This window comes from Halomonas marinisediminis, assembly GCF_004347715.1.
Lineage (GTDB): Bacteria > Pseudomonadota > Gammaproteobacteria > Pseudomonadales > Halomonadaceae > Halomonas > Halomonas icarae.
The window spans coordinates 1-17,976 of record NZ_SLTR01000001.1 but is presented as its reverse complement, the minus strand read 5'-3'; the positions used below and the strand labels follow the sequence as shown (position 1 = coordinate 17,976).

Sequence of the window (17,976 nt, the reverse complement as noted above, 5' to 3'; positions counted from 1 at the left end):
CCAAAAAAAACGGGAGCCACCGTGACCCCAGCCGGCCAGGCCGGTGATGGAGGTAAGGCGCTCCCGTGGGGGATACCCCCGATCGTTCAGCCGTCGGTACCGTCGCTAGCGGCTTCCTGCTGCTGTGAATAGATCAACAACGGCTCGCTTTCGCCACTGATCACCGAGGCATCGATCACCACCTTGCTGACACCGTCCAGCGAGGGGATCTCGTACATGGTGTCGAGCAGCACCGACTCGAGGATGGAGCGCAGGCCGCGTGCGCCGGTCTTGCGGGTCATGGCCTTGACGGCCACCGCGCGCAGGGCATCCTCGCGGAACTCGAGCTCCACATTTTCCATCTCGAACAACTTGGCGTACTGCTTGACCAAGGAGTTCTTGGGCTCGGTGAGGATCTCGATCAACGCCTCTTCGGTGAGATCGGTCAGGGTGGCGATCACCGGCAAGCGGCCGACAAACTCGGGAATCAAGCCAAACTTGACCAGATCCTCGGGCTCCACGGTGGCCAGCACATCACCTACCGGCCTGGTGTCGTCCTTGCTCTTGACCTCGGCATTGAAGCCGATGCCACCCTTCTCGACACGATCACGTATCACCTTCTCCAGGCCGGCGAAGGCACCACCGACGATAAACAGGATGTTGCCGGTGTTGACCTGCAGGAACTCCTGCTGCGGGTGCTTGCGCCCACCCTGAGGGGGTATCGAGGCAGTGGTGCCCTCGATCAGCTTGAGCAGCGCCTGCTGAACGCCCTCGCCCGAGACATCACGAGTGATGGAGGGGTTGTCGGACTTGCGCGACACCTTGTCGATCTCGTCGATGTAGACGATGCCTCGTTCGGCCTTCTCGACATCGTAGTCGCACTTCTGCAGCAGCTTCTGGATGATATTCTCGACATCCTCGCCCACGTAACCGGCCTCGGTCAGCGTGGTGGCATCGGCGATGGTGAACGGCACATTGAGCAGCCGCGCCATGGTCTCGGCAAGCAGCGTCTTGCCGCTGCCGGTGGGGCCGATCAGCAGGATGTTCGACTTGCCCAGCTCGACGTCATCTTTCTTGACCTCGGAGCTCAGGCGCTTGTAGTGGTTGTAGACGGCAACGGACAGCACCATCTTGGCGCGATCCTGACCGATCACATAGTCGTCGAGGGTGTGACGAATCTCACGGGGCGTCGGCAGGCGCTCGTCGTCGCTCTCGGCATCGGCATCGAGCACCTCCTCGCGAATGATGTCATTGCAGAGGTCGACACACTCATCACAGATATAGACGGACGGACCGGCAATAAGCTTGCGCACCTCGTTCTGATTCTTGCCGCAGAACGAGCAGTAGAGCAGCTTGCCACCGTCGTCCTTGCCTTTGCCGTCAGCCATTCGCTTACCTCTTTTCATGTTGGTGGCACCCGCGAGAGCCGGCACCACCGAGCTCGCAACGGCGGCCTGCGCCGCCGGGAACAATCAGCGTGTCATGCAAATCACGCTATCAGGATGTGGGCCGCTTATCCAGCATGGCATCAATCAGGCCATACTCCACGGCCTGGTTGCCGTCCATGAAGTTGTCACGGTCGGTATCCCGGGCGATCGTCTCGATATCCTGACCGGTATGCTCGGCCAGGATGCGGTTGAGCCTGTCGCGGATGCCAAGAATCTCGCGCGTGTGAATCTCGATGTCCGACGCCTGTCCCTGGTACCCACCCAGCGGCTGGTGAATCATCATGCGCGAGTTGGGCAGGCAGAAGCGCTTGTTCGCGGCGCCACCGGCCAGCAGCAACGCTCCCATGCTGGCCGCCTGGCCGATGCACACGGTGGAGACATCCGGCTTGATGAACTGCATGGTGTCGTAGATCGACATGCCGGCAGTCACCGAGCCACCCGGCGAATTGATGTACAGATGGATGTCCTTGTCCGGGTTCTCGGACTCCAGGAACAGCAGCTGTGCCACCACCAGGTTGGCCATGTAGTCTTCCACGGGACCCACCAGGAAGATCACACGCTCCTTGAGCAGGCGGGAATAGATGTCGTAGGAACGCTCGCCACGGGCGCTCTGCTCGACCACCATGGGCACCAGGCCCCCGGCGTTCTGGATCTCGAACTCGTTGCTCATCTGCGTGTTGTCCTTGCATCCGATGAATGGAAGCGACGATAAAGGGAAGCGAAGAGAAACGGCGCCCCGGCACTGGCCGGGGCGCGGAGACATCGATCAGGCCTGGCGCTCTTCCTCGCCGGCCTCTTCGCTGCTTTCTTCCTCGTCGACCTCTTCCTGCTGCTGGGCGGCTGCCAGCACGTCCTGGTAGGACATCTCGACATCCTTGACGCTGGCCTGCTCGAGCAGCACATCCACGGCCTTCTCTTCAAGGATAGCGGACTTGACCTGAGTCTTGAGCTGGTCGTTGCCCATGTAGTGCTCGACCACCTGCTCGGGCTCCTGATACTGCTCGGCGAGCTCCTGCACCTTGGCACGGATCTCGTCGTCGCTGGCCTCGAGCTCGTTGACCTTGATCACCTCGGCCAGCAGCAGGCCCACCTCGACACGGCTGCGCGCCTGCTCCTCGAACAGCTCGTTGGGCAGCTGGGAGACGTCGAAGTCCTCACCCAGACCGAACTGCTGGGCCGCCTGACGCTTGAGGCCATCGGTCTCCTGCTGGACCAGCGCCTGGGGCACGGTGACCTCGTTGGCCTTCTGCAGCGCGGAGAGCACCTGCTGCTTGACGCGGTTGTCCACCGCCTGCTCGGCCTCGCGGCTCATGTTCTTCTTGACCTCGGCGCGGAACTTGTCGAGGTCACCGTCGTCAACGCCGAACTTCTTGACGAACTCGGCATCCACCTCGGGCAGGGCCTGGCCCTTCACCGCATGGACCTTGACCTTGAAGGTCGCTTCCTGGCCGGCCAGGTTCTCGGCCTGGTAGTCCTCCGGGAAGGTGACCTTGAGCTCCTTGTCATCGCCGGCGGTGGCACCGATCAGCTGCTCCTCGAAGCCGGGGATAAAGCTGCCGGAACCGATCACCAGATCATGACCCTCGGCACTGCCGCCCTCGAAGGGCTCGTCACCCAGGAAGCCCTGGAAGTCGATGGTCAGCTGATCGCCATCCTCGGCGGCACGCTCGACCACCTCCCACTCGGCGTTCTGCTTGCGCAGGGTGTCGATCATCTCGTCGACATCGGCCTCGCTCACCTCGACCACCGGACGCTCGACCTCGGCACCCTCGATGGAGGCCAGCGTGATCTCGGGGTAGATCTCCAGTGTCGCGACGAACTCCAGGTCCTTGCCCGCCTCGTTGACGGTGGCCTCGATCTGCGGGAGGCCGGCCGGGTTGAGCTCGTTCTCGGAAATGGCGCGAACGTAGCGCTCACGCATCACCTCGCCCACCACCTCGTTGCGCACTTCGCTGCCGTAGCGCTGGCGGATCACCGTCATCGGCACCTTGCCCCGGCGAAAACCGTCCATACGAACGTTCTTGGCGGCATCCTTGAGACGGGTATTGACGGCCTCATCGATTTCGGCGGCCGGCACTTGGACCGTGATGCGGCGTTCGATCTGGGAGGTCGTATCGACGGAAACTTGCATGAAATGTCCTCTACCGACTGGGGGCACTGTGTTGATTGCGTGAATGGAAAATCAAAAGGGTGATTTTATGAATCCCGTCCGGCACTGGCAAGCACCGAGGCGAAAGATGTGGGGGCACTGTGGGAGATTACAAGGGCCAACGGCGCACCCACGCCAAAAAACGCCGACGCCTGAGCGACCGCGCAAGATACACCGCACGAGAAACATCGAAATAGCGAGAAGAAAGAGATATCCATCCCATGCTAGGCGGGATGATAAGCATCAGAAAAACAAAAGAGAGGGGCCAACCTGATGACGAAAGACATGGGGTGGATGATGGGGATCGAACCCACGACCACCGGAGCCACAATCCGGGGCTCTACCACTGAGCTACATCCACCATAGTCTTGATAATGAAACGTCTTGAGCTTGCAGCACTGACTCGATCTTGCAGCACGCCGAGGTGGGGTGGATGATGGGGATCGAACCCACGACCACCGGAGCCACAATCCGGGGCTCTACCACTGAGCTACATCCACCACTTCGACAACTGCTCGTACTGACTGCCTGCTACCGCACCGGGTGGCGCGCCCAGCAGGACTCGAACCTGCAACCTACGGCTTAGAAGGCCGTTGCTCTATCCGATTGAGCCATGGGCGCATTCTACGTTCCAGGTCGCCTCGCCGCAACCCTGAGTGCCAAAAAACCGCAAGACATTCAAGAAGTTGTGGTCGGAGTGGAGGGATTCGAACCCCCGACATCCTGCTCCCAAAGCAGGCGCGCTACCAGACTGCGCTACACTCCGACGGCGATCAAGCGGGCTGGACGCCGCCGCACAGGCCTCGTCGAGCGATGCGTATTCTACGCGAGTTTCTTCGCCCGTCAAGCGGCAGAACACAGTTTGCTGATATCACCCGCTTTGTTTCGACCGCTTGGCATGCGAAAATCACGCCCTTACCTTTACTACCGGCCACTCAGAGGATCCTCGATGACCGCGCAACAGATCGATGGCAAAGCGATAGCCGCCCGTGTTCGCCAGCAGGTAGCCCGCCAGGTGCAGGCACGCCGCGAAGCAGGGGGTCGCACGCCAGGGCTTGCGGTCGTCCTGGTCGGCGAGGACCCCGCCTCCGCGGTCTATGTGCGTCACAAGCACAACGCCTGCGTCGAGGCCGGCATCGAGTCATTTCGACATCAGCTACCCGCGGAGACCACCCAGCAACAGCTCGAGACGCTGGTCGACCAGCTCAATGACGACCCCAGCGTGGACGGCATCCTGGTTCAGCTGCCCCTGCCGGAGCACCTCGACGCCCGCCCCATCCTCGAGCGCATTCGCCCCGACAAGGACGTGGACGGCTTCCACCCCTACAACCTGGGCCGCCTGGCACAGCGCCTGCCGCTGCTGAGACCCTGCACCCCCAAGGGCGTGATGACGCTGCTCGAGGAGAGTGGCCTGGCGGTGCGTGGCCTCGACGCCACCGTGGTCGGCGCCTCCAATATCGTCGGCCGCCCCATGGCCCTGGAGCTGATGATCGCCGGCTGCACCACCACCGTCTGCCACCGCTTCACTCGCAACCTGGAGGCGCATGTGCGCCGTGCCGACGTGCTGATCGTGGCGGTGGGCAAGCCGGGGCTGGTCAAGGGCGAGTGGGTCAAGGAGGGCGCCATCGTCATCGACGTGGGCATCAACCGCCAGGAGGATGGCCGCCTGATCGGCGACGTCGACTTCGAGGCCGCCGCCGAGCGTGCCGCCTGGATCACGCCGGTTCCAGGGGGTGTCGGCCCCATGACCGTGGCCACCCTGCTGGAGAACACCCTGCAGGCCGCCGATATGCACGACGCCAGTTAACGTTACCTGGGGTAGCTCCCCTGGGGCCCCCAGGGGTCAGACCCCGGGGGTTGGGGTCTGACCCCGAAACAGCCCCGAAACAGAATGAGGAGATCAAGATGAGCGACAAGATGAACGTCGAGAGCTTCAACCTGGATCATACCAAGGTGAAGGCTCCCTACGTGCGCCTGGCCGATATCAAGACCGGCGAGCGCGGCGACACCATCCACAAGTACGACATGCGCATCTGCCAGCCCAACCAGGACCATATGGAGATGCCCGGCCTGCACTCGCTTGAGCACCTGATGGCGGAGCTGTCGCGCAACCACTCCGACAAGGTCGTCGATATCAGCCCCATGGGCTGCCAGACCGGCTTCTACATCGCGATGATCAACCACGACGACTACGAAGGCGTGCTGACCCTGCTCGAGAATACCCTCAAGGACGTCCTCGAGGCCGACGAGGTGCCGGCCTGCAACGAGATGCAGTGCGGCTGGGCCGCCAGCCACAGCCTCGAGGGGGCCAAGCAGATCGCCCGCGGCTTCCTGGCCAAGCGCAACGAGTGGACGGAAATCTTCGCATGAAGCGCATCGGCATCATCGGCGCCATGAGCCAGGAGGTGGAGCGTCTCGCCTCCCTGCTCGAGGGGTGCCAGACCCACAGCCACGTCGGCAGCACCTTCTACAGCGGCAGGCTGCATGGCGTGGAGGTAGTGATCCTGCAGTCGGGCATCGGCAAGGTCAATGCCGCGGTCGGCACCACCCTGCTGCTCGACATGTACCAGCCCGAGGCGATCATCAATACCGGCTCCGCCGGTGGCTTCGGCGAGGGGCTCGAGATCGGCGATATCGTGGTCTCGAGCGAGGTCCGCCACCACGACGTGGATGCCGTGGTGTTCGGCTACGAACATGGCCAGGTCCCCGACATGCCGGCGGCCTATCTGCCCGACGAGCGACTGGTTCACCTGGCCCGGGAGTGTGTCGAGGCGCTGGGCGAGGTCCGGGTGGTCGAGGGGTTGATCGCCACCGGCGATGTGTTCATGGCCTGCCCCGATCTGGTGGCCCAGACCCGTCGGCGCTTCCCCACCATGCTCGCCGCCGAGATGGAGGCCGCGGCCATCGCCCAGACCTGCCACCTCTACGGCTGCCCCTTCGTGGTGATCCGCGCCCTCTCGGATATCCCCGGCGGCGGCGACAACCACCTCTCCTTCGAGGAGTTCCTGGAGAAGGCCGCCCTGCACTCCTCGAAGATGATCGAGGCGATGGTGGCCCGCCTGGGCGATCGGCAGCGTGATGGCGCAATAGCCGCCAGCGCCTAACGCTGGGGCTCGACCCGCCACTCCGGCGATAGACGACGCCAGTGCTCTCTCAGGAGGCACTGGTGCTCTTCTGCCATGGGCAGCGTTGCCAATAGGGCGGGCCATCTGGATCGGACCGTTGCCATGGTCTCATCAAGGGCAGTCGAGACAAGCGACCAACTTACGCCCACCCTCTCGGCCCAGTGCCGAAAATCCTCTTTTCCCAGCAGATCCCAGCGCTTCTTGCCGTTCAGGTTCAGGGCCGCCCCACGCTCATCGGGTAGATAGGCCCTGGTCATCACGATGTCATAAGCAGGCGACAGACGGGGTGTATAACGATCCGGATACCAGAGACTCCAATTCTTCAAGTGAGCATCGCCATTGGCCAATAGCACGTTGATCAGCAGCCGGCGCGCCATCTCCAGCACACAGCTCAGTCCATCAGCCGAAAACTCTCGCAGCAGTCGTCCGACCTGCTCGTAGTTAGGACCGTCATACTTCTCGTAGGGATATCGAAAAAATACCTGCGCAAAATCCTCGGCGTGTATACGCCCAGAACCTTCGCGGTCGAATCGCTTGACCGCATAGGCAAGCGGCTCATCAGGAAGATTGATGCGGGGCAGACCGTGAAGTGACTCGAGCGGGACCAGGCGAATATCCGGAATCGTGACGCCAGCCGCCTGAGCCAGGCGCATGGCGGAATATTCGTTCTGAACAAGCCAAGGATGATGAGGCGACGGGGGCTTGAGGATCCAGTCACCAGGCAGCACCTCATCGGCCCCGAAGAAGCGACCATCCTGTTCGCGCATGGAAAACTTCATCTGCACACCGGCCAGCGAAAACCCACGCCCCACGGTTACCCGCCGCGGCTGAGGCGTCACACTCGACCGATGAACCAACACCCAGGCCGGCATCTCATCGGGCGCCACGGAAGCAACTTCCAGAGCACCCGGCAAATCACGGCCCAGTGCAGCCAGCAGAGGAAACTCATTGTCGGGATGCACCTTGAACTCGGCGGCCAGCCAGTGGCGCAGCGCTCCCTCAGGAAGCAGATTCGATAGCCAGGGATGAAGCCGCTGACGCCGCATCCAGGGCTCCTGCATCAAGCGTCGACCATGGGGCGCCGAAGGCATCAGCGATAGTGTCAGGCTGGGGCGCCCTTCGTCGAGACGCCAGTCATCGTCAAATACCAGTACATTGCGCCCACCACGGTAGCCGGCTAACCAGCCAACACGATGGCCATGAAGCCAGAGGGAGAGCATTTCGACACTTTCGTCGGCCACCCTCACTCCTCCCTGCCAAGCAAACCCTGCCAAGGATCCTCATCGAGAGGAGTGCCGCCCTCGTTCTCCCCATCGAGCAGCGCCTTGACGGCGTACCACTTCTCCAGAGGAATCAGCGCCAGGCGCGCATTGAGACCGTCGGCTACCAGCCGAAGGGTGTCCAGGCGCGGATTGCCGCCACACTCCAGGCGTTGGTATTGCTGGCGCGTTACGCCGATTCGCTCGGCGAGTTGAGCCTGAGTCAATCCCAGGTCACGCCGGCGATGCACTAGATCATCATGGAGGCTCATCAAAATGCACCATATACGCTGCTTTTTCTTAACAATAGCAACATATATGATGCATCGCCATGACGAGAGTCGAAAATCGAGAGTCGAAAATCGAGAGTCGAAAATCGGGTGGTGACCACCCCATCACGCTGAAGGTTTACGTGGGTCGTTGCTACATCAGCTTCCACGCCAGCGTCTCGCCGGCCATCAGCGGCACGATGCGCGCGTCGCCGACATAAGGCAGCGACTCGGGAAGCTGCCAGGGCTCGCGCACCAGGGTGACGGTGTCGGCGTTGCGCGGCAGGCCGTAGAAATCGGGTCCGTGGTGGCTGGCAAAGCCTTCCAGGCGATCCAGGGCGCCGGCCTGCTCGAAGGCGGTGGCATAGTACTCGATCGCCGCCGGCGCGGTGTAGGCACCGGCACAGCCACAGGCGCTCTCCTTGTCCCCCTGGGCATGGGGGGCACTGTCGGTACCCAGGAAGAACTTCGGACTGCCCGAGGTGGCCGCCGCCAGCAGCGCCTCGCGGTGACGCTCGCGCTTGAGGATCGGCAGGCAGTAGTAGTGGGGCCGAATGCCGCCGACCAGCATATGGTTGCGGTTGAACAGCAGATGGTGGGCGGTGATGGTCGCGCCCACATTGGCCGGCGCCGCGGCCACGAACTCGGCCGCCTCGGCGGTGGTGATATGCTCAAACACCACGCGGAGGCTCGGGTGGCGCTCCAGCAGCGGCTTGAGCACCTTCTCGATAAACACCGCCTCGCGATCGAAGATATCGATCTCGGCGTCGGTCACCTCGCCGTGCATCAGCAGCGGGATACCCAGTCTCGCCATGGCGGCGATGGCGTCATCGCAGTGCGCCAGGTCGGTCACCCCGGAGGCGGAGTTGGTGGTGGCACCGGCGGGATAGAGCTTCACCGCCTGGATCAGGCCGCTGGCGTGGGCCCGCTCGATCTCCTCGGCGGGCGTGTTATCGGTAAGATAGAGGGTCATCAACGGCTCGAAGCGGCTCCCCTCGGGCAGCGCCGCCATGATCCGCTCGCGATAGGCCAGCGCCTGTTCGGTGGTGGTCACCGGCGGCGTCAGGTTGGGCATGATGATGGCACGCCCCATCTGCCGGGCGGAGGCCTCGACCACGGCGGCCAGCGCCTGGTCGTCGCGCAGGTGAAGGTGCCAGTCGTCGGGGCGAGTCAGGGTCAGGGTAGTCACGGCGGATCCTGTGTTGAGGGGTTAGCTTGCTATGGCGCCAGTATACCGGATGCCACCGAGCATGGCAGAACGGCGAATCGTATAGTCTGCTAACATGTAGGTTTCGCTGCTTCACCGGACACCCTATGACCGACCCCATGGAGCGCAGCCCGCTGCGTGCCGACCTGCTGCTGCTGACCGTCACCCTGCTCGCCGCCGCCGGCTGGATCTTCTCCAAGGAGGCCCTTGGCGGCATGCCGCCGCTGCTGTTTATCGGCACACGCTTCCTGGTCGCCGGGATGATCCTGGTGCTGTTCGCCCTTCCCGCCCTGCGCCGTCTGCGCCGACGCGACCTGGTCACCAGCGCCGGCGTGGGCCTGCTGTTCAGTGCCGCCATCGGCTTCTGGGTCATGGGGCTCTTCCACTCCCGCCATCTGGGCGAGAGCGCCTTCATCAATAGTCTCGGCATCCTGCTGGTGCCGGTGGTGGCCCGCCTGCTGTTCGGTGACCGCCCGCCGCGCTCCACCTGGATCGCCCTGCCCGTCGCCCTGGTCGGCTTCGGCCTGCTGTCGCTCAACGCCGGCCTGCGACTCGAACCCAGCCAGTGGCTGATCGCCACCTCGGCGCTGCTCTTCTCGCTGCTGATCAACATCAACACACGGGTGGTACGCCACCTCCCCGCCCTGCCGCTTACCGCCATCCAGCTCACCATCGTCGGCATTCTGCTCAGCCTGGCCTCGGCGCTGATCGAACCCTGGCCGGCCCGCATCGGCGGCGATATCCTGGGCTGGCTGGCGGCCAGCATCCTGCTCTCGAGCACCCTGCGCTTCTTCCTGCAGATCCACGCCCAGGGCCTCACCACCCCGAGCCATGCCGCGGTCATCCTGATGCTCGAGGCGGTCTGGACGGCGCTGCTGGCCGCCGCCTGGTACGGCGAGACCATGACCCTGCTGCAACTGGCCGGCTGTTCGCTGATCTTCACCGCCCTGCTGATCAATCGCTGGTACTGGGTCCGCAAGCTGGTGCTGCGCTTCGCCGGGTAGCACACGCCCCGGGAGCAAGCAGCCACTCGCCAGGTAGCCAGGATATCCCGTATCATGCGGCCAGATTCCAGGGAGAGAGAAGATGCCCAAGGCTCGCCACTATGCCGATCTGGCAGCCATCATGGCCGGCTTGATGTGGCTGGTCGTGTACTGGTCGATCAGCCTGTCGGCTCACCTCGGCAACCTGCAGCCCACCCTGGCGGCCCTGCTGCTGCTCGGCACCACCGTGCTGGTCACCTTCGTGCACCGGCCTACCCGGGTTCTATTGCGCCGCTATCACGTCAGGAAGCGCCGTACCGAGATGTGGATGCATATCCTGGCGTTGCCGCTGTTCCTCGCCTTTATGCTCGGCATCACCTTCGAGCTGATCTTCGCGCCGCTTGGCGGCGTGCAGAAGCTGCTGCTGTTCAACGTGATGGCCACCGCCGGCTGGCTGGTGTTTATCGTCACACTGGTAGCCAAGCTGGCCACCCACCAGGTAAAACAGCGCCGCAAGGCATAGGGCCCTGCGGCGCTGTTTACATTGGCCTCCAGCGAGATAGCTTCTGCGGAACAGTCCCCGTGGGGATGGCGACTGCTCCTGCTTGGGTGAGGACTGTCCCGGCTTGGGTGGGGAGTGTCCCGATTAGAAGCGTGTGGCGCTGAAGGGCGCCATATCCACCTCAGGTGTCTCGCCGGCCATCATCTGGCTAAGCAGCAGGCCGGTCACCGGCCCCAGGGTGAAGCCCTGATGACCATGACCGATGGCCAGCCACATTCCCTCCTGCCTGGGTGCCGGCCCGATGATCGGCTTCATGTCCGGCAGGCAGGGGCGTGCGCCCTTCCAGGGCTCGGGATCGCGCCGCTCACCCAGCGGATAGATCTTTCTCGCCGCCTGCTCCGCCGCCTTGAGCTGCTTGAACTTGGGTGGCGCCTCCAGATCGGCCAGCTCGGCCCCGGTGGTCAGACGAATCCCGGCCCGCATCGGCTCGAGCAGGAAACCGGTCTCGGCATCCATGATCCAGTGGTTGAGACGAGCGTTGTCGTCGGCGCTGGCGTAGTGCATATGGTAACCACGCTTGACGAACAGCGGCACCGAGATGCCCAGGCGCGAGAGCAGCTTGTCGCTCCAGGGACCGAGTGCCACCACCAGCTGCTCCGCCTCCAGCGACTCGCGATCGGTGGTCACCTTCCACCCCTTGCCACCCTTCTCGACACCCTGTACCTCGGCCTTCAGAAAGCGGCCGCCCTGCTGCTCGAAGTTTTCGGCGTAGGCCTGTACCAGCGCGCCGGGATCGGCGACGGTCCAGGGTTGGGTCCAGTGGATGGCGCCCACCAGCCCTTTCTTGAGGTGGGGCTCCATATCATAGAGGCCAGCGGCATCCAGGACCTCGAACTCGACACCGTAGAGCTCGCGGTTCTCGCGGGCCTCGACGATACGCGCGTCGAAGGCCTTCTGGGTATGGTAGAGCTCGAGCCAACCGTCGCGCCGCACCAGGTGATCGGCCCCGGCGGCCTCGATCATCGGGGCATGGGTCTCCAGGCAGCGCATGATCAGCGACGCATACTCCGGCACGATCTTGGCGTAGCGGGTCTTGCCGGAGTTGAGCCAGTACTGAAGCAGCGGGCTCATGGCGCTCAGCATGCCCGCCGGGCGATAGCGAATATCCACCTCGCGGTTGGGCAGCACGCGCATCAGCGTGCCGAGGTCGCGTGGAAAGGCATAGGGCCGCACCGACTCGCGCTGGATGATGCCGGCATTGCCGAAGGAGGTCTCGCGTCCCGGCTCTCGTCGGTCCACCAGCGTCACCGAATGCCCCTGGCGCACCAGATGCCAGGCCACCGATACGCCGACCATGCCGGCCCCAAGAACCACGATTTCACGAGACATCACCAACACCTCCTGGAAAGAAATGCAGGCCTCACCAAGGGGTGAGACCCACTCAATAATTGACGCTTCCCTGCCACCAAGCCAACTGGCGCCTGGGTGGCCGCGTTCTCAGGGCATCATAACGTTTCACCGACAGACAAGGCTGCCAAATAATTGCCCCTAAACATGAATTCTTTCCGTTTTATCATCTGGATTCAGGCGGATATCCCAGATCTGTAAAAAGTTTCAGATCACTCCTCCTCATCCGCCGCCGTTATCCTCATCCCCCTGCTGCACCTGGATCTTGGCGCGAATAAAGTCGCCGTGGCTGACGTGCAGCAGCTCGGCCAGCTGGCGAATACGGTGCTCTTCCAGATGATGCTGCTCACCGTCCGCCTGCGCCAGCGCCCACATCATGCGCACCAGCTCGCAGCGACGGGGGTAGTCGTAATGCTGTTTGATCAGCGAGACGAACTGATAGTGATCGACGGCCCCCTCGACCTCCTGCTGGGCCAATGCCATCAGCTCATCGACCGCCTCCTCACCGACACTCAGATGGCGCCGCAGCTGATCACGCAGCGTCTCGAGCTCATCCGGGCTGACCTCGTAGTCGGCGCGAATCACCTCGCAGAGCAGCGCCGCGGCGGCCAGCTCCAGGCTCGGCGTCTCACGCCCGGCACCGTCGCCCTCCTCCGAGAGCATCTGCTGAAAGAATCGCTGAATATTGGCTAGCACAAGTTTCTCCTTCGGTCGCTTCCTCGGTGAGACTCGCCAACGTTATGCGGGTTCGCAGTCCTCGTCACTCCCGACACCGCCAGCGGGCCAGCAGGGAAACCAGTGCCAGGCCAAGCAGCCCCGCCGCCACCCAGCCAATCACCATGACCACCTGGGCAAAGGAGGCCGGCGCTTCCACCGGGCGGTGCTGCAGGCCGAATACCACGAGGCGGCCGAAGGCGTAGAGCATCAGGGCCAGGCTGGAAAGAGGCAGCAGGGAGCGGTTCGCCGCCAGCCAGCGGGTCAGGCCCCAGGGTTCGCAGGGCCTGGCAGGCTGCTGGGTAGCCGCCTTGCGAGGCGCCGCGCTCTTGGCGTTGGATGGCCTGGAGGCAGATGACTTGGCGGCAGATGACTTGGCGGGTGCCTTGCTCGCCGGCTTTCTGGTCGCGGGCTTGCGGGCCTTGGGCTTGATCTTGGTACCCCCCGAGCTGGAGCCGCCCAACCAGCCCAGTGCCCCACGCACCAGGCGCCACAGCGCCCAGCCCAGGGTAAAGCTAACCGAGAGGGCGAGACCGCCCATCACCAGCACATACGCCATTGGCGATCCTTGTCGATTCACGGACCGGATATTGTGCCACAGAGCCGGCAGGCCGCGGGCGGCGGCGCGCGGGCCAGGCGCCGAGGCCTCTAGTCATGGTGAGAGCGATGGGCGCGGCTCATCAGGAAAAGAGCGGCCGCCAGGGCCAGCACCGAGAGCGCCAGATAGATCGCGTCGAGTGGTGTCTCGAAGGTGATATCCACCACCGCGCGGAAGAACTCGATGATCACCGCCAGGATGACCACCCGCGCGATCTTGTCCTTGAGCTCGTCGAACGTAGCGACATTGAAGGGATTTGACGCCGGATGCGATTCGGCCGGCTCGATCGGCGACACGAACAGCCGATACACCCCAAGGCCGAAGATCAGCAGCACGATGGCCACCAGATAGATATCCACGGCCAGCACGACGCGCGGCACCACGCTGTCGTGAATGTCCGGCTGCCCACCCAGCAGATAGTAGGCGCCAGCATCAATCGCCAACGTGACGATATCCAGGGTGCCGATAATAAAAAGCACCAGGGAACCCAGCAGACTCGGCACCACCGCCAGCATCACCAGCAGGCGACTCTTCCACAGGAAGCGCTCGAAGGCACGCTCGTAACGGGAGCTCTTCGCCTGGGTCTGGCTCTCTCCCTGGTGCTTCGCTGACTGGCTGGAGTTTAAAGACATGGTAGTTCCCGGCGATGAGGTTTCGATGTTTACGATACCACCGGCTGCCCCTCGGAGAGATAGCCCGGCGATGCATCGTGGGAGGCCGGCTCTGCGTGGGAGGCCGGCTCTGCGTGGGAGGCCGGCTCTGCCGGGCGAATGGAGGCCAACGGCCTCCCCGGATGGACCAGAAGAATGCGGCAAGACTAACGGGCGCCTACCGGCGCCATCGCCCGGGAAAACCGGCCTCCCACAAGGTACGGCCGCCTGTCGGCGCCATCGCCCGGGAAACCCGGCCTCCCACAGGGTGGCGAAATGCCCAGTGGGTAGCGGAGCATCCCTTCTACCTAGAGGTTTAAGGTCAGTCTGCGATGAATCAAATACAAGAACGGATCATGGCACCACCACGATAGGCACCGGGATCCTGGCCAGCAGCTCGGCATCCTGCTCAAGCAGAAGGATCAGGCGTTCACGCGTCATGGCCAGCGCCCCACGCCGCGCCTGGCCCAGGAACGCCTCGAGGGCTGGCGCCTCCATGATGGCGAGCTCCTCGCGCCCCACGAACAGTGGATGCCACCGCACCGCCTCCCGGGGCGTCTCCCCCCAGGGCAGCGCCGGCGCCTCGCCGCGGAAGTAGCGCAGCGGGCCGGGCGTCGGCGGATGACGCTCATCCCAGATCACCACCGTGCAGGGAGCCTCGAGAACAAGACGCCGGCTGGTGGAGCCCAGGCGGCTACCCCAGCGCGCCGAGAGTCCGGCCTTGCCCAGGAACAGCACATCGCCCGGCGCGGCCTCGGCCAGGGCCTCGCTTGCCACCTGCCCGCGGCTGACCTGCAGGCGATGACGCAGCGCCCTGCCCGCCGCGGCCCGCTCCAGCGCCCGCGCCACTCGGCGCTCCTGGTGCAACAGGCTCGACTCCAGTCGCTCCAGGCTGAGGGGGCGCACCACCCCGCTGCTCGCGCCAATCTCGCGCGAAAAGGGGAAGCCGGCACACTGCAGCAGGTTCTGGTCCTCCACATACAGCGCCACCAGTTCCGCACTCACCTGTTCGGCCAGCAGCACCGCCGCCTCGAGGGCCGCCACTCCCTGGCGCGAGTCATCCAGCAGCGTCAGTACCCGAAGCATCTCGACACTCAGCGCCACCGCTGATGGGTTCTCGGGGTCAGGCGTCATCGTCACTCTCCATCTCCCCCTCCTCGCCATCACCGGTGGCCTTCTCGTCATTGCCATGCCCTTCCGGGCCGGCCTTGACCGCCGCCTGGAAGGCCGCCAGGCGCGCCTGCACACGACCATTGAGGCTCGCTTCGGGGAAGTTGCCCTCCCCATCGGCCTCTCCCGGGGTCTCACCGGTCAGCAGCGCCAGGGCCTCATCCACATGGCGCACCGCATAGACACGGAACTTGCCCGCCGCCATCGCCTCGCGCACCTCGGCCTTGAGCATCAGGTGCTCGACATTGCTGGCCGGCAGGATCACCGCCTGACCGGCAAGCTCGCCCCGGGCGCGACAGATATCGAAGAAGCCCTCGATCTTCTCGTTGACGCCCCCCACCGCCTGCACCTCGCCGTGCTGATTGATCGAGCCGGTGACCGCGAACGCCTGATCGAGCCCCACCCGAGTGATGGCCGAGACCAGCGCGCACACCTCCGCCACCGAGGCGCTGTCCCCCTCGACCCCACCGTAGGACTGCTCGAAGGCGAGGCTCGCCGACAGCGACAGGGTCGACTCCCGGGCATAGCGGCCGGCCAGGTAGCGCGACAGGATCATCACCGCCTTGGAGTGGATGCGCCCGCCCAGGCGCGCCTCGCGCTCGATATCCACCACCTGGCCACTGCCGGGCCTGGCCGTGGCGGTAATCCGGGTCGGTTGACCGAAGGCGACATCGCCCACCGCCAGTACCGACAGCCCATTGACCTGCCCCACCACCCGCCCCTCGGTGGCGATCATCAGGGTGCCGCGGACGATCTGCTCCTGGCTACGTTCGCGGATGCGCCCGGCGCGCCACAACTGCTGGACGACCGCCTTCTCCACATGCGGCCGTGTGATCGTGCGGGCCCCTTCCACGCTCGCCCAGTACCCCGCCTCCAGCAGCAGATCCTGCAGGTCGCGATGCCTCGCCGTGAGCCGCTGCTGATCGTCGGCCAGCCGGCCGGCGCGCTCGATGGTCGCCGCCACCCCGCTGCGGTCGAGCGGTGCCAGCTCCGCCTCCCGGGCCAGGGTGGCGATCATCCGCGCATAGAGCAGCAGATTCTCCTCGTTGCGCTCCAGCTCATCCTCGAGATCGACCTGCACCTTGAACAGCTCCAGGAACTCGGGGTCGTGTTCACACAGCAGGTAGTAGAGCAGGCGCTCGCCGAGCAGCACGATCTTGACGTCCAGCGGTATCGGCTGGGGCTCCAGGCTAACGGTGCTGATCAACCCATAGGCCTGCTCCAGCGACTCGGTGCGGATCTCACCGGCCTGCAGCACCCGTTTGAGGGTCTCCCAGGCCCCGGGCTGACTCAGCAGGCCGCGAACATCCAGCACCAGATACCCCCCGTTGGCATGATGCAGCGCCCCGGGGCGAATCAGCGAGAAATCGGTCAGCAGCGTGCCGTTATGCACGTGATGCTCGATACGCCCCACCAGATGCTGGTGCCCCGGCAGGTCCTGATAGATCACCGGCGCCCCTTCGGTATCGGCATTATCCACCAGCAGGTTGATATAGCAGCGACTGAAGATCGCCTCCGGGGGAATCTCCGGCTCATCGGCCACAAACGTCTCGGCGTGCTCCAGTATCGCTTCACGAATCATCCCCAGATGATCGATGATGCCCTGTTGCGTCTGGTAGCGCTCCTCGAGCTCCGCCAGCGGCGCGCCGATGGCCGCCTGCAGCACCTCCTCGTTGAGCTGCTGAATCTGCTCGCGCAGCGCCTTGGCCAGCTTCGGCATGCGGCGGATCGCCTGGGCGAGCTTGCGCTGCAGGATCTCCACCGTATGCTCGAGGCGCTCGCGCTCCTCCCTGGGCAACGCCTCGTACTCCTGTGGCGACACCATCTCGTCGCTATCGCCCTGGGCCGGCGCGAAGGTGAAGCCATTGGGCGTCGAGAGCAGCAGGATGCCCTGCTCGCGAGCCTCGCGGCGCACCTGTTCGATGGCATCACGCTGGCGCTCGCCCATCGCCTGCTTCAACTCCTGCAGACGATTCTGGTACTCGTCCCGCTCGAACACCGCCGGAATCGCACTGCGCAGCTCATCGACCAGCGCCTCGATATCGCGGCGCAGCTGCCGTCCCAACCCCGACGGCAGCTCGAGATAGAGCGGCGTGGCGGGATCCTCGAAGTTGTAGAGATAGCACCAGTCCGGCGGCGAGGCTTCATCACGCGAGCGCCGCATCAGATAGCGCTCCACCAGATCGTGCTTGCCGTGCCCCGGCTGACCGAGCACGAAGAGGTTGAAACCCTCGCGGCGAATGTCCGTGCCGAAGGCCAGCGCCTGGCTGGCCCGAACATGCCCCGCGAGCAGGTCCAGTGGCTCGAGCTCGCTGGTGAGCTCGAAATGGAACCCCTCCTCCGGACACGCCTGAAACACCTCTGCTGCGCCAAGCGGCTCGACCATTACGCTCTTCTCCTTCTGCATCATCCCTGGCGACGACTGCTACTACTTACCATGGAGCAGTAGGATCCTAATCCCCGGATAGCAGTGATAGAACCGTTCGACCACTGGGATCGGGTGGTCGATCTCCCGA

General features: G+C 64.2%; 17 protein-coding genes and 4 tRNA genes. 5 read left to right on the top strand and 16 right to left on the bottom strand.

Features of this window, described 5'->3' with window-relative positions:
- Positions 1–86: 86 nt before the first annotated feature.
- From clpX to E0702_RS00075, 7 genes are all read right to left on the bottom strand, one after another.
- Positions 87–1,367, bottom strand: coding sequence for an ATP-dependent Clp protease ATP-binding subunit ClpX (clpX, locus tag E0702_RS00105; RefSeq protein ID WP_132040935.1), 1,281 nt, complete (start codon positions 1,365–1,367; stop codon positions 87–89).
- 109 nt (positions 1,368–1,476) lie between these two features.
- Complete coding sequence (clpP, locus tag E0702_RS00100; RefSeq protein WP_132040934.1) at positions 1,477–2,097, bottom strand: ATP-dependent Clp endopeptidase proteolytic subunit ClpP; 621 nt, start codon at positions 2,095–2,097, stop codon at positions 1,477–1,479.
- Between the two features lie 96 nt (positions 2,098–2,193).
- Positions 2,194–3,558: a trigger factor gene (gene tig, locus E0702_RS00095; protein ID WP_132040933.1), complete on the bottom strand. Its 1,365-nt coding sequence runs from the start codon at positions 3,556–3,558 to the stop codon at positions 2,194–2,196.
- A 304-nt stretch (positions 3,559–3,862) separates the two neighbouring features.
- Positions 3,863–3,937: transfer RNA gene (locus E0702_RS00090), tRNA-His, on the bottom strand.
- A 64-nt stretch (positions 3,938–4,001) separates the two neighbouring features.
- A tRNA-His gene (locus E0702_RS00085) sits at positions 4,002–4,076 on the bottom strand.
- 44 nt (positions 4,077–4,120) lie between these two features.
- Positions 4,121–4,197, bottom strand: a tRNA-Arg gene (locus E0702_RS00080).
- A 68-nt stretch (positions 4,198–4,265) separates the two neighbouring features.
- Positions 4,266–4,342 (bottom strand) — tRNA-Pro (locus tag E0702_RS00075).
- Between the two features lie 183 nt (positions 4,343–4,525).
- On the opposite strand from E0702_RS00075, the gene folD reads away from it, so the two are divergent.
- From folD to mtnN, 3 genes are all read left to right on the top strand, one after another.
- Positions 4,526–5,383: a bifunctional methylenetetrahydrofolate dehydrogenase/methenyltetrahydrofolate cyclohydrolase FolD gene (gene folD, locus E0702_RS00070; RefSeq protein ID WP_161422818.1), complete on the top strand. Its 858-nt coding sequence runs from the start codon at positions 4,526–4,528 to the stop codon at positions 5,381–5,383.
- 98 nt (positions 5,384–5,481) lie between these two features.
- Entirely contained in the window at positions 5,482–5,946 is a 465-nt protein-coding gene (locus E0702_RS00065; protein ID WP_132040931.1) for an S-ribosylhomocysteine lyase, read from the top strand.
- Positions 5,943–6,680 carry a 5'-methylthioadenosine/S-adenosylhomocysteine nucleosidase gene (gene mtnN, locus E0702_RS00060; RefSeq protein ID WP_132040930.1) on the top strand — a complete coding sequence of 246 codons (738 nt, stop codon included), beginning with the start codon at positions 5,943–5,945 and terminating at the stop codon, positions 6,678–6,680. Before E0702_RS00065 ends, mtnN begins: the two co-directional genes overlap by 4 nt.
- On the opposite strand, the gene E0702_RS00055 is transcribed toward mtnN, so the two are convergent.
- The 3 genes from E0702_RS00055 to pyrC form a co-directional block, all read right to left on the bottom strand.
- Positions 6,677–7,942: a type II toxin-antitoxin system HipA family toxin gene (locus tag E0702_RS00055; RefSeq protein WP_240721622.1), complete on the bottom strand. Its 1,266-nt coding sequence runs from the start codon at positions 7,940–7,942 to the stop codon at positions 6,677–6,679. The genes mtnN and E0702_RS00055 overlap by 4 nt on opposite strands.
- A gap of 2 nt (positions 7,943–7,944) precedes the next feature.
- Positions 7,945–8,232, bottom strand: coding sequence for a helix-turn-helix domain-containing protein (locus E0702_RS00050; RefSeq protein WP_132040929.1), 288 nt, complete (start codon positions 8,230–8,232; stop codon positions 7,945–7,947).
- Between the two features lie 151 nt (positions 8,233–8,383).
- Positions 8,384–9,418, bottom strand: a complete 1,035-nt coding sequence (gene pyrC, locus E0702_RS00045; protein ID WP_132040928.1) for a dihydroorotase — start codon at positions 9,416–9,418, stop codon at positions 8,384–8,386.
- A gap of 125 nt (positions 9,419–9,543) precedes the next feature.
- On the opposite strand from pyrC, the gene E0702_RS00040 reads away from it, so the two are divergent.
- The gene (locus E0702_RS00040; protein WP_132040927.1) at positions 9,544–10,440 is read left to right on the top strand and encodes a DMT family transporter; all 897 of its coding nucleotides are present in this window, start codon (positions 9,544–9,546) and stop codon (positions 10,438–10,440) included.
- Positions 10,441–10,522: 82 nt separating this feature from the next.
- Entirely contained in the window at positions 10,523–10,942 is a 420-nt protein-coding gene (locus E0702_RS00035; RefSeq protein ID WP_132040926.1) for a hypothetical protein, read from the top strand.
- Positions 10,943–11,065: 123 nt separating this feature from the next.
- Here E0702_RS00035 and E0702_RS00030 read toward each other — a convergent pair whose 3' ends face one another.
- The 6 genes from E0702_RS00030 to E0702_RS00005 form a co-directional block, all read right to left on the bottom strand.
- On the bottom strand, positions 11,066–12,310 hold the full coding sequence (locus E0702_RS00030; protein ID WP_132040925.1) for an NAD(P)/FAD-dependent oxidoreductase: 1,245 nt from the start codon (positions 12,308–12,310) through the stop codon (positions 11,066–11,068).
- Between the two features lie 240 nt (positions 12,311–12,550).
- Entirely contained in the window at positions 12,551–13,024 is a 474-nt protein-coding gene (locus E0702_RS00025) for a TerB family tellurite resistance protein (RefSeq protein WP_132040924.1), read from the bottom strand.
- A 64-nt stretch (positions 13,025–13,088) separates the two neighbouring features.
- A complete protein-coding gene (locus tag E0702_RS00020) occupies positions 13,089–13,601 on the bottom strand; it encodes a hypothetical protein (RefSeq protein ID WP_132040923.1) in 513 nt (170 codons plus the stop codon).
- 89 nt (positions 13,602–13,690) lie between these two features.
- Positions 13,691–14,272, bottom strand: coding sequence for a YqhA family protein (locus tag E0702_RS00015; protein WP_132040922.1), 582 nt, complete (start codon positions 14,270–14,272; stop codon positions 13,691–13,693).
- A 372-nt stretch (positions 14,273–14,644) separates the two neighbouring features.
- Positions 14,645–15,424 carry a universal stress protein gene (locus tag E0702_RS00010; RefSeq protein WP_165927453.1) on the bottom strand — a complete coding sequence of 260 codons (780 nt, stop codon included), beginning with the start codon at positions 15,422–15,424 and terminating at the stop codon, positions 14,645–14,647.
- On the bottom strand, positions 15,414–17,846 hold the full coding sequence (locus tag E0702_RS00005; protein ID WP_132040920.1) for a Lon protease family protein: 2,433 nt from the start codon (positions 17,844–17,846) through the stop codon (positions 15,414–15,416). Before E0702_RS00005 ends, E0702_RS00010 begins: the two co-directional genes overlap by 11 nt.
- Between the last annotated feature and the right edge of the window lie 130 nt (positions 17,847–17,976).

Bases quoted from the DNA above. Each gene is read 5' to 3' on its own strand.
- clpX (WP_132040935.1), bottom strand. From the start codon at position 1,367: ATGGCTGACGGCAAAGGCAAGGACGACGGTGGCAAGCTGCTCTACTGC.
- clpP (WP_132040934.1), bottom strand. From the start codon at position 2,097: ATGAGCAACGAGTTCGAGATCCAGAACGCCGGGGGCCTGGTGCCCATG.
- tig (WP_132040933.1), bottom strand. From the start codon at position 3,558: ATGCAAGTTTCCGTCGATACGACCTCCCAGATCGAACGCCGCATCACG.
- folD (WP_161422818.1), top strand. From the start codon at position 4,526: ATGACCGCGCAACAGATCGATGGCAAAGCGATAGCCGCCCGTGTTCGC.
- E0702_RS00065 (WP_132040931.1), top strand. From the start codon at position 5,482: ATGAGCGACAAGATGAACGTCGAGAGCTTCAACCTGGATCATACCAAG.
- mtnN (WP_132040930.1), top strand. From the start codon at position 5,943: ATGAAGCGCATCGGCATCATCGGCGCCATGAGCCAGGAGGTGGAGCGT.
- E0702_RS00050 (WP_132040929.1), bottom strand. From the start codon at position 8,232: ATGAGCCTCCATGATGATCTAGTGCATCGCCGGCGTGACCTGGGATTG.
- E0702_RS00040 (WP_132040927.1), top strand. From the start codon at position 9,544: ATGACCGACCCCATGGAGCGCAGCCCGCTGCGTGCCGACCTGCTGCTG.
- E0702_RS00035 (WP_132040926.1), top strand. From the start codon at position 10,523: ATGCCCAAGGCTCGCCACTATGCCGATCTGGCAGCCATCATGGCCGGC.
- E0702_RS00030 (WP_132040925.1), bottom strand. From the start codon at position 12,310: ATGTCTCGTGAAATCGTGGTTCTTGGGGCCGGCATGGTCGGCGTATCG.
- E0702_RS00020 (WP_132040923.1), bottom strand. From the start codon at position 13,601: ATGGCGTATGTGCTGGTGATGGGCGGTCTCGCCCTCTCGGTTAGCTTT.
- E0702_RS00015 (WP_132040922.1), bottom strand. From the start codon at position 14,272: ATGTCTTTAAACTCCAGCCAGTCAGCGAAGCACCAGGGAGAGAGCCAG.
- E0702_RS00010 (WP_165927453.1), bottom strand. From the start codon at position 15,424: ATGACGCCTGACCCCGAGAACCCATCAGCGGTGGCGCTGAGTGTCGAG.
- E0702_RS00005 (WP_132040920.1), bottom strand. From the start codon at position 17,846: ATGGTCGAGCCGCTTGGCGCAGCAGAGGTGTTTCAGGCGTGTCCGGAG.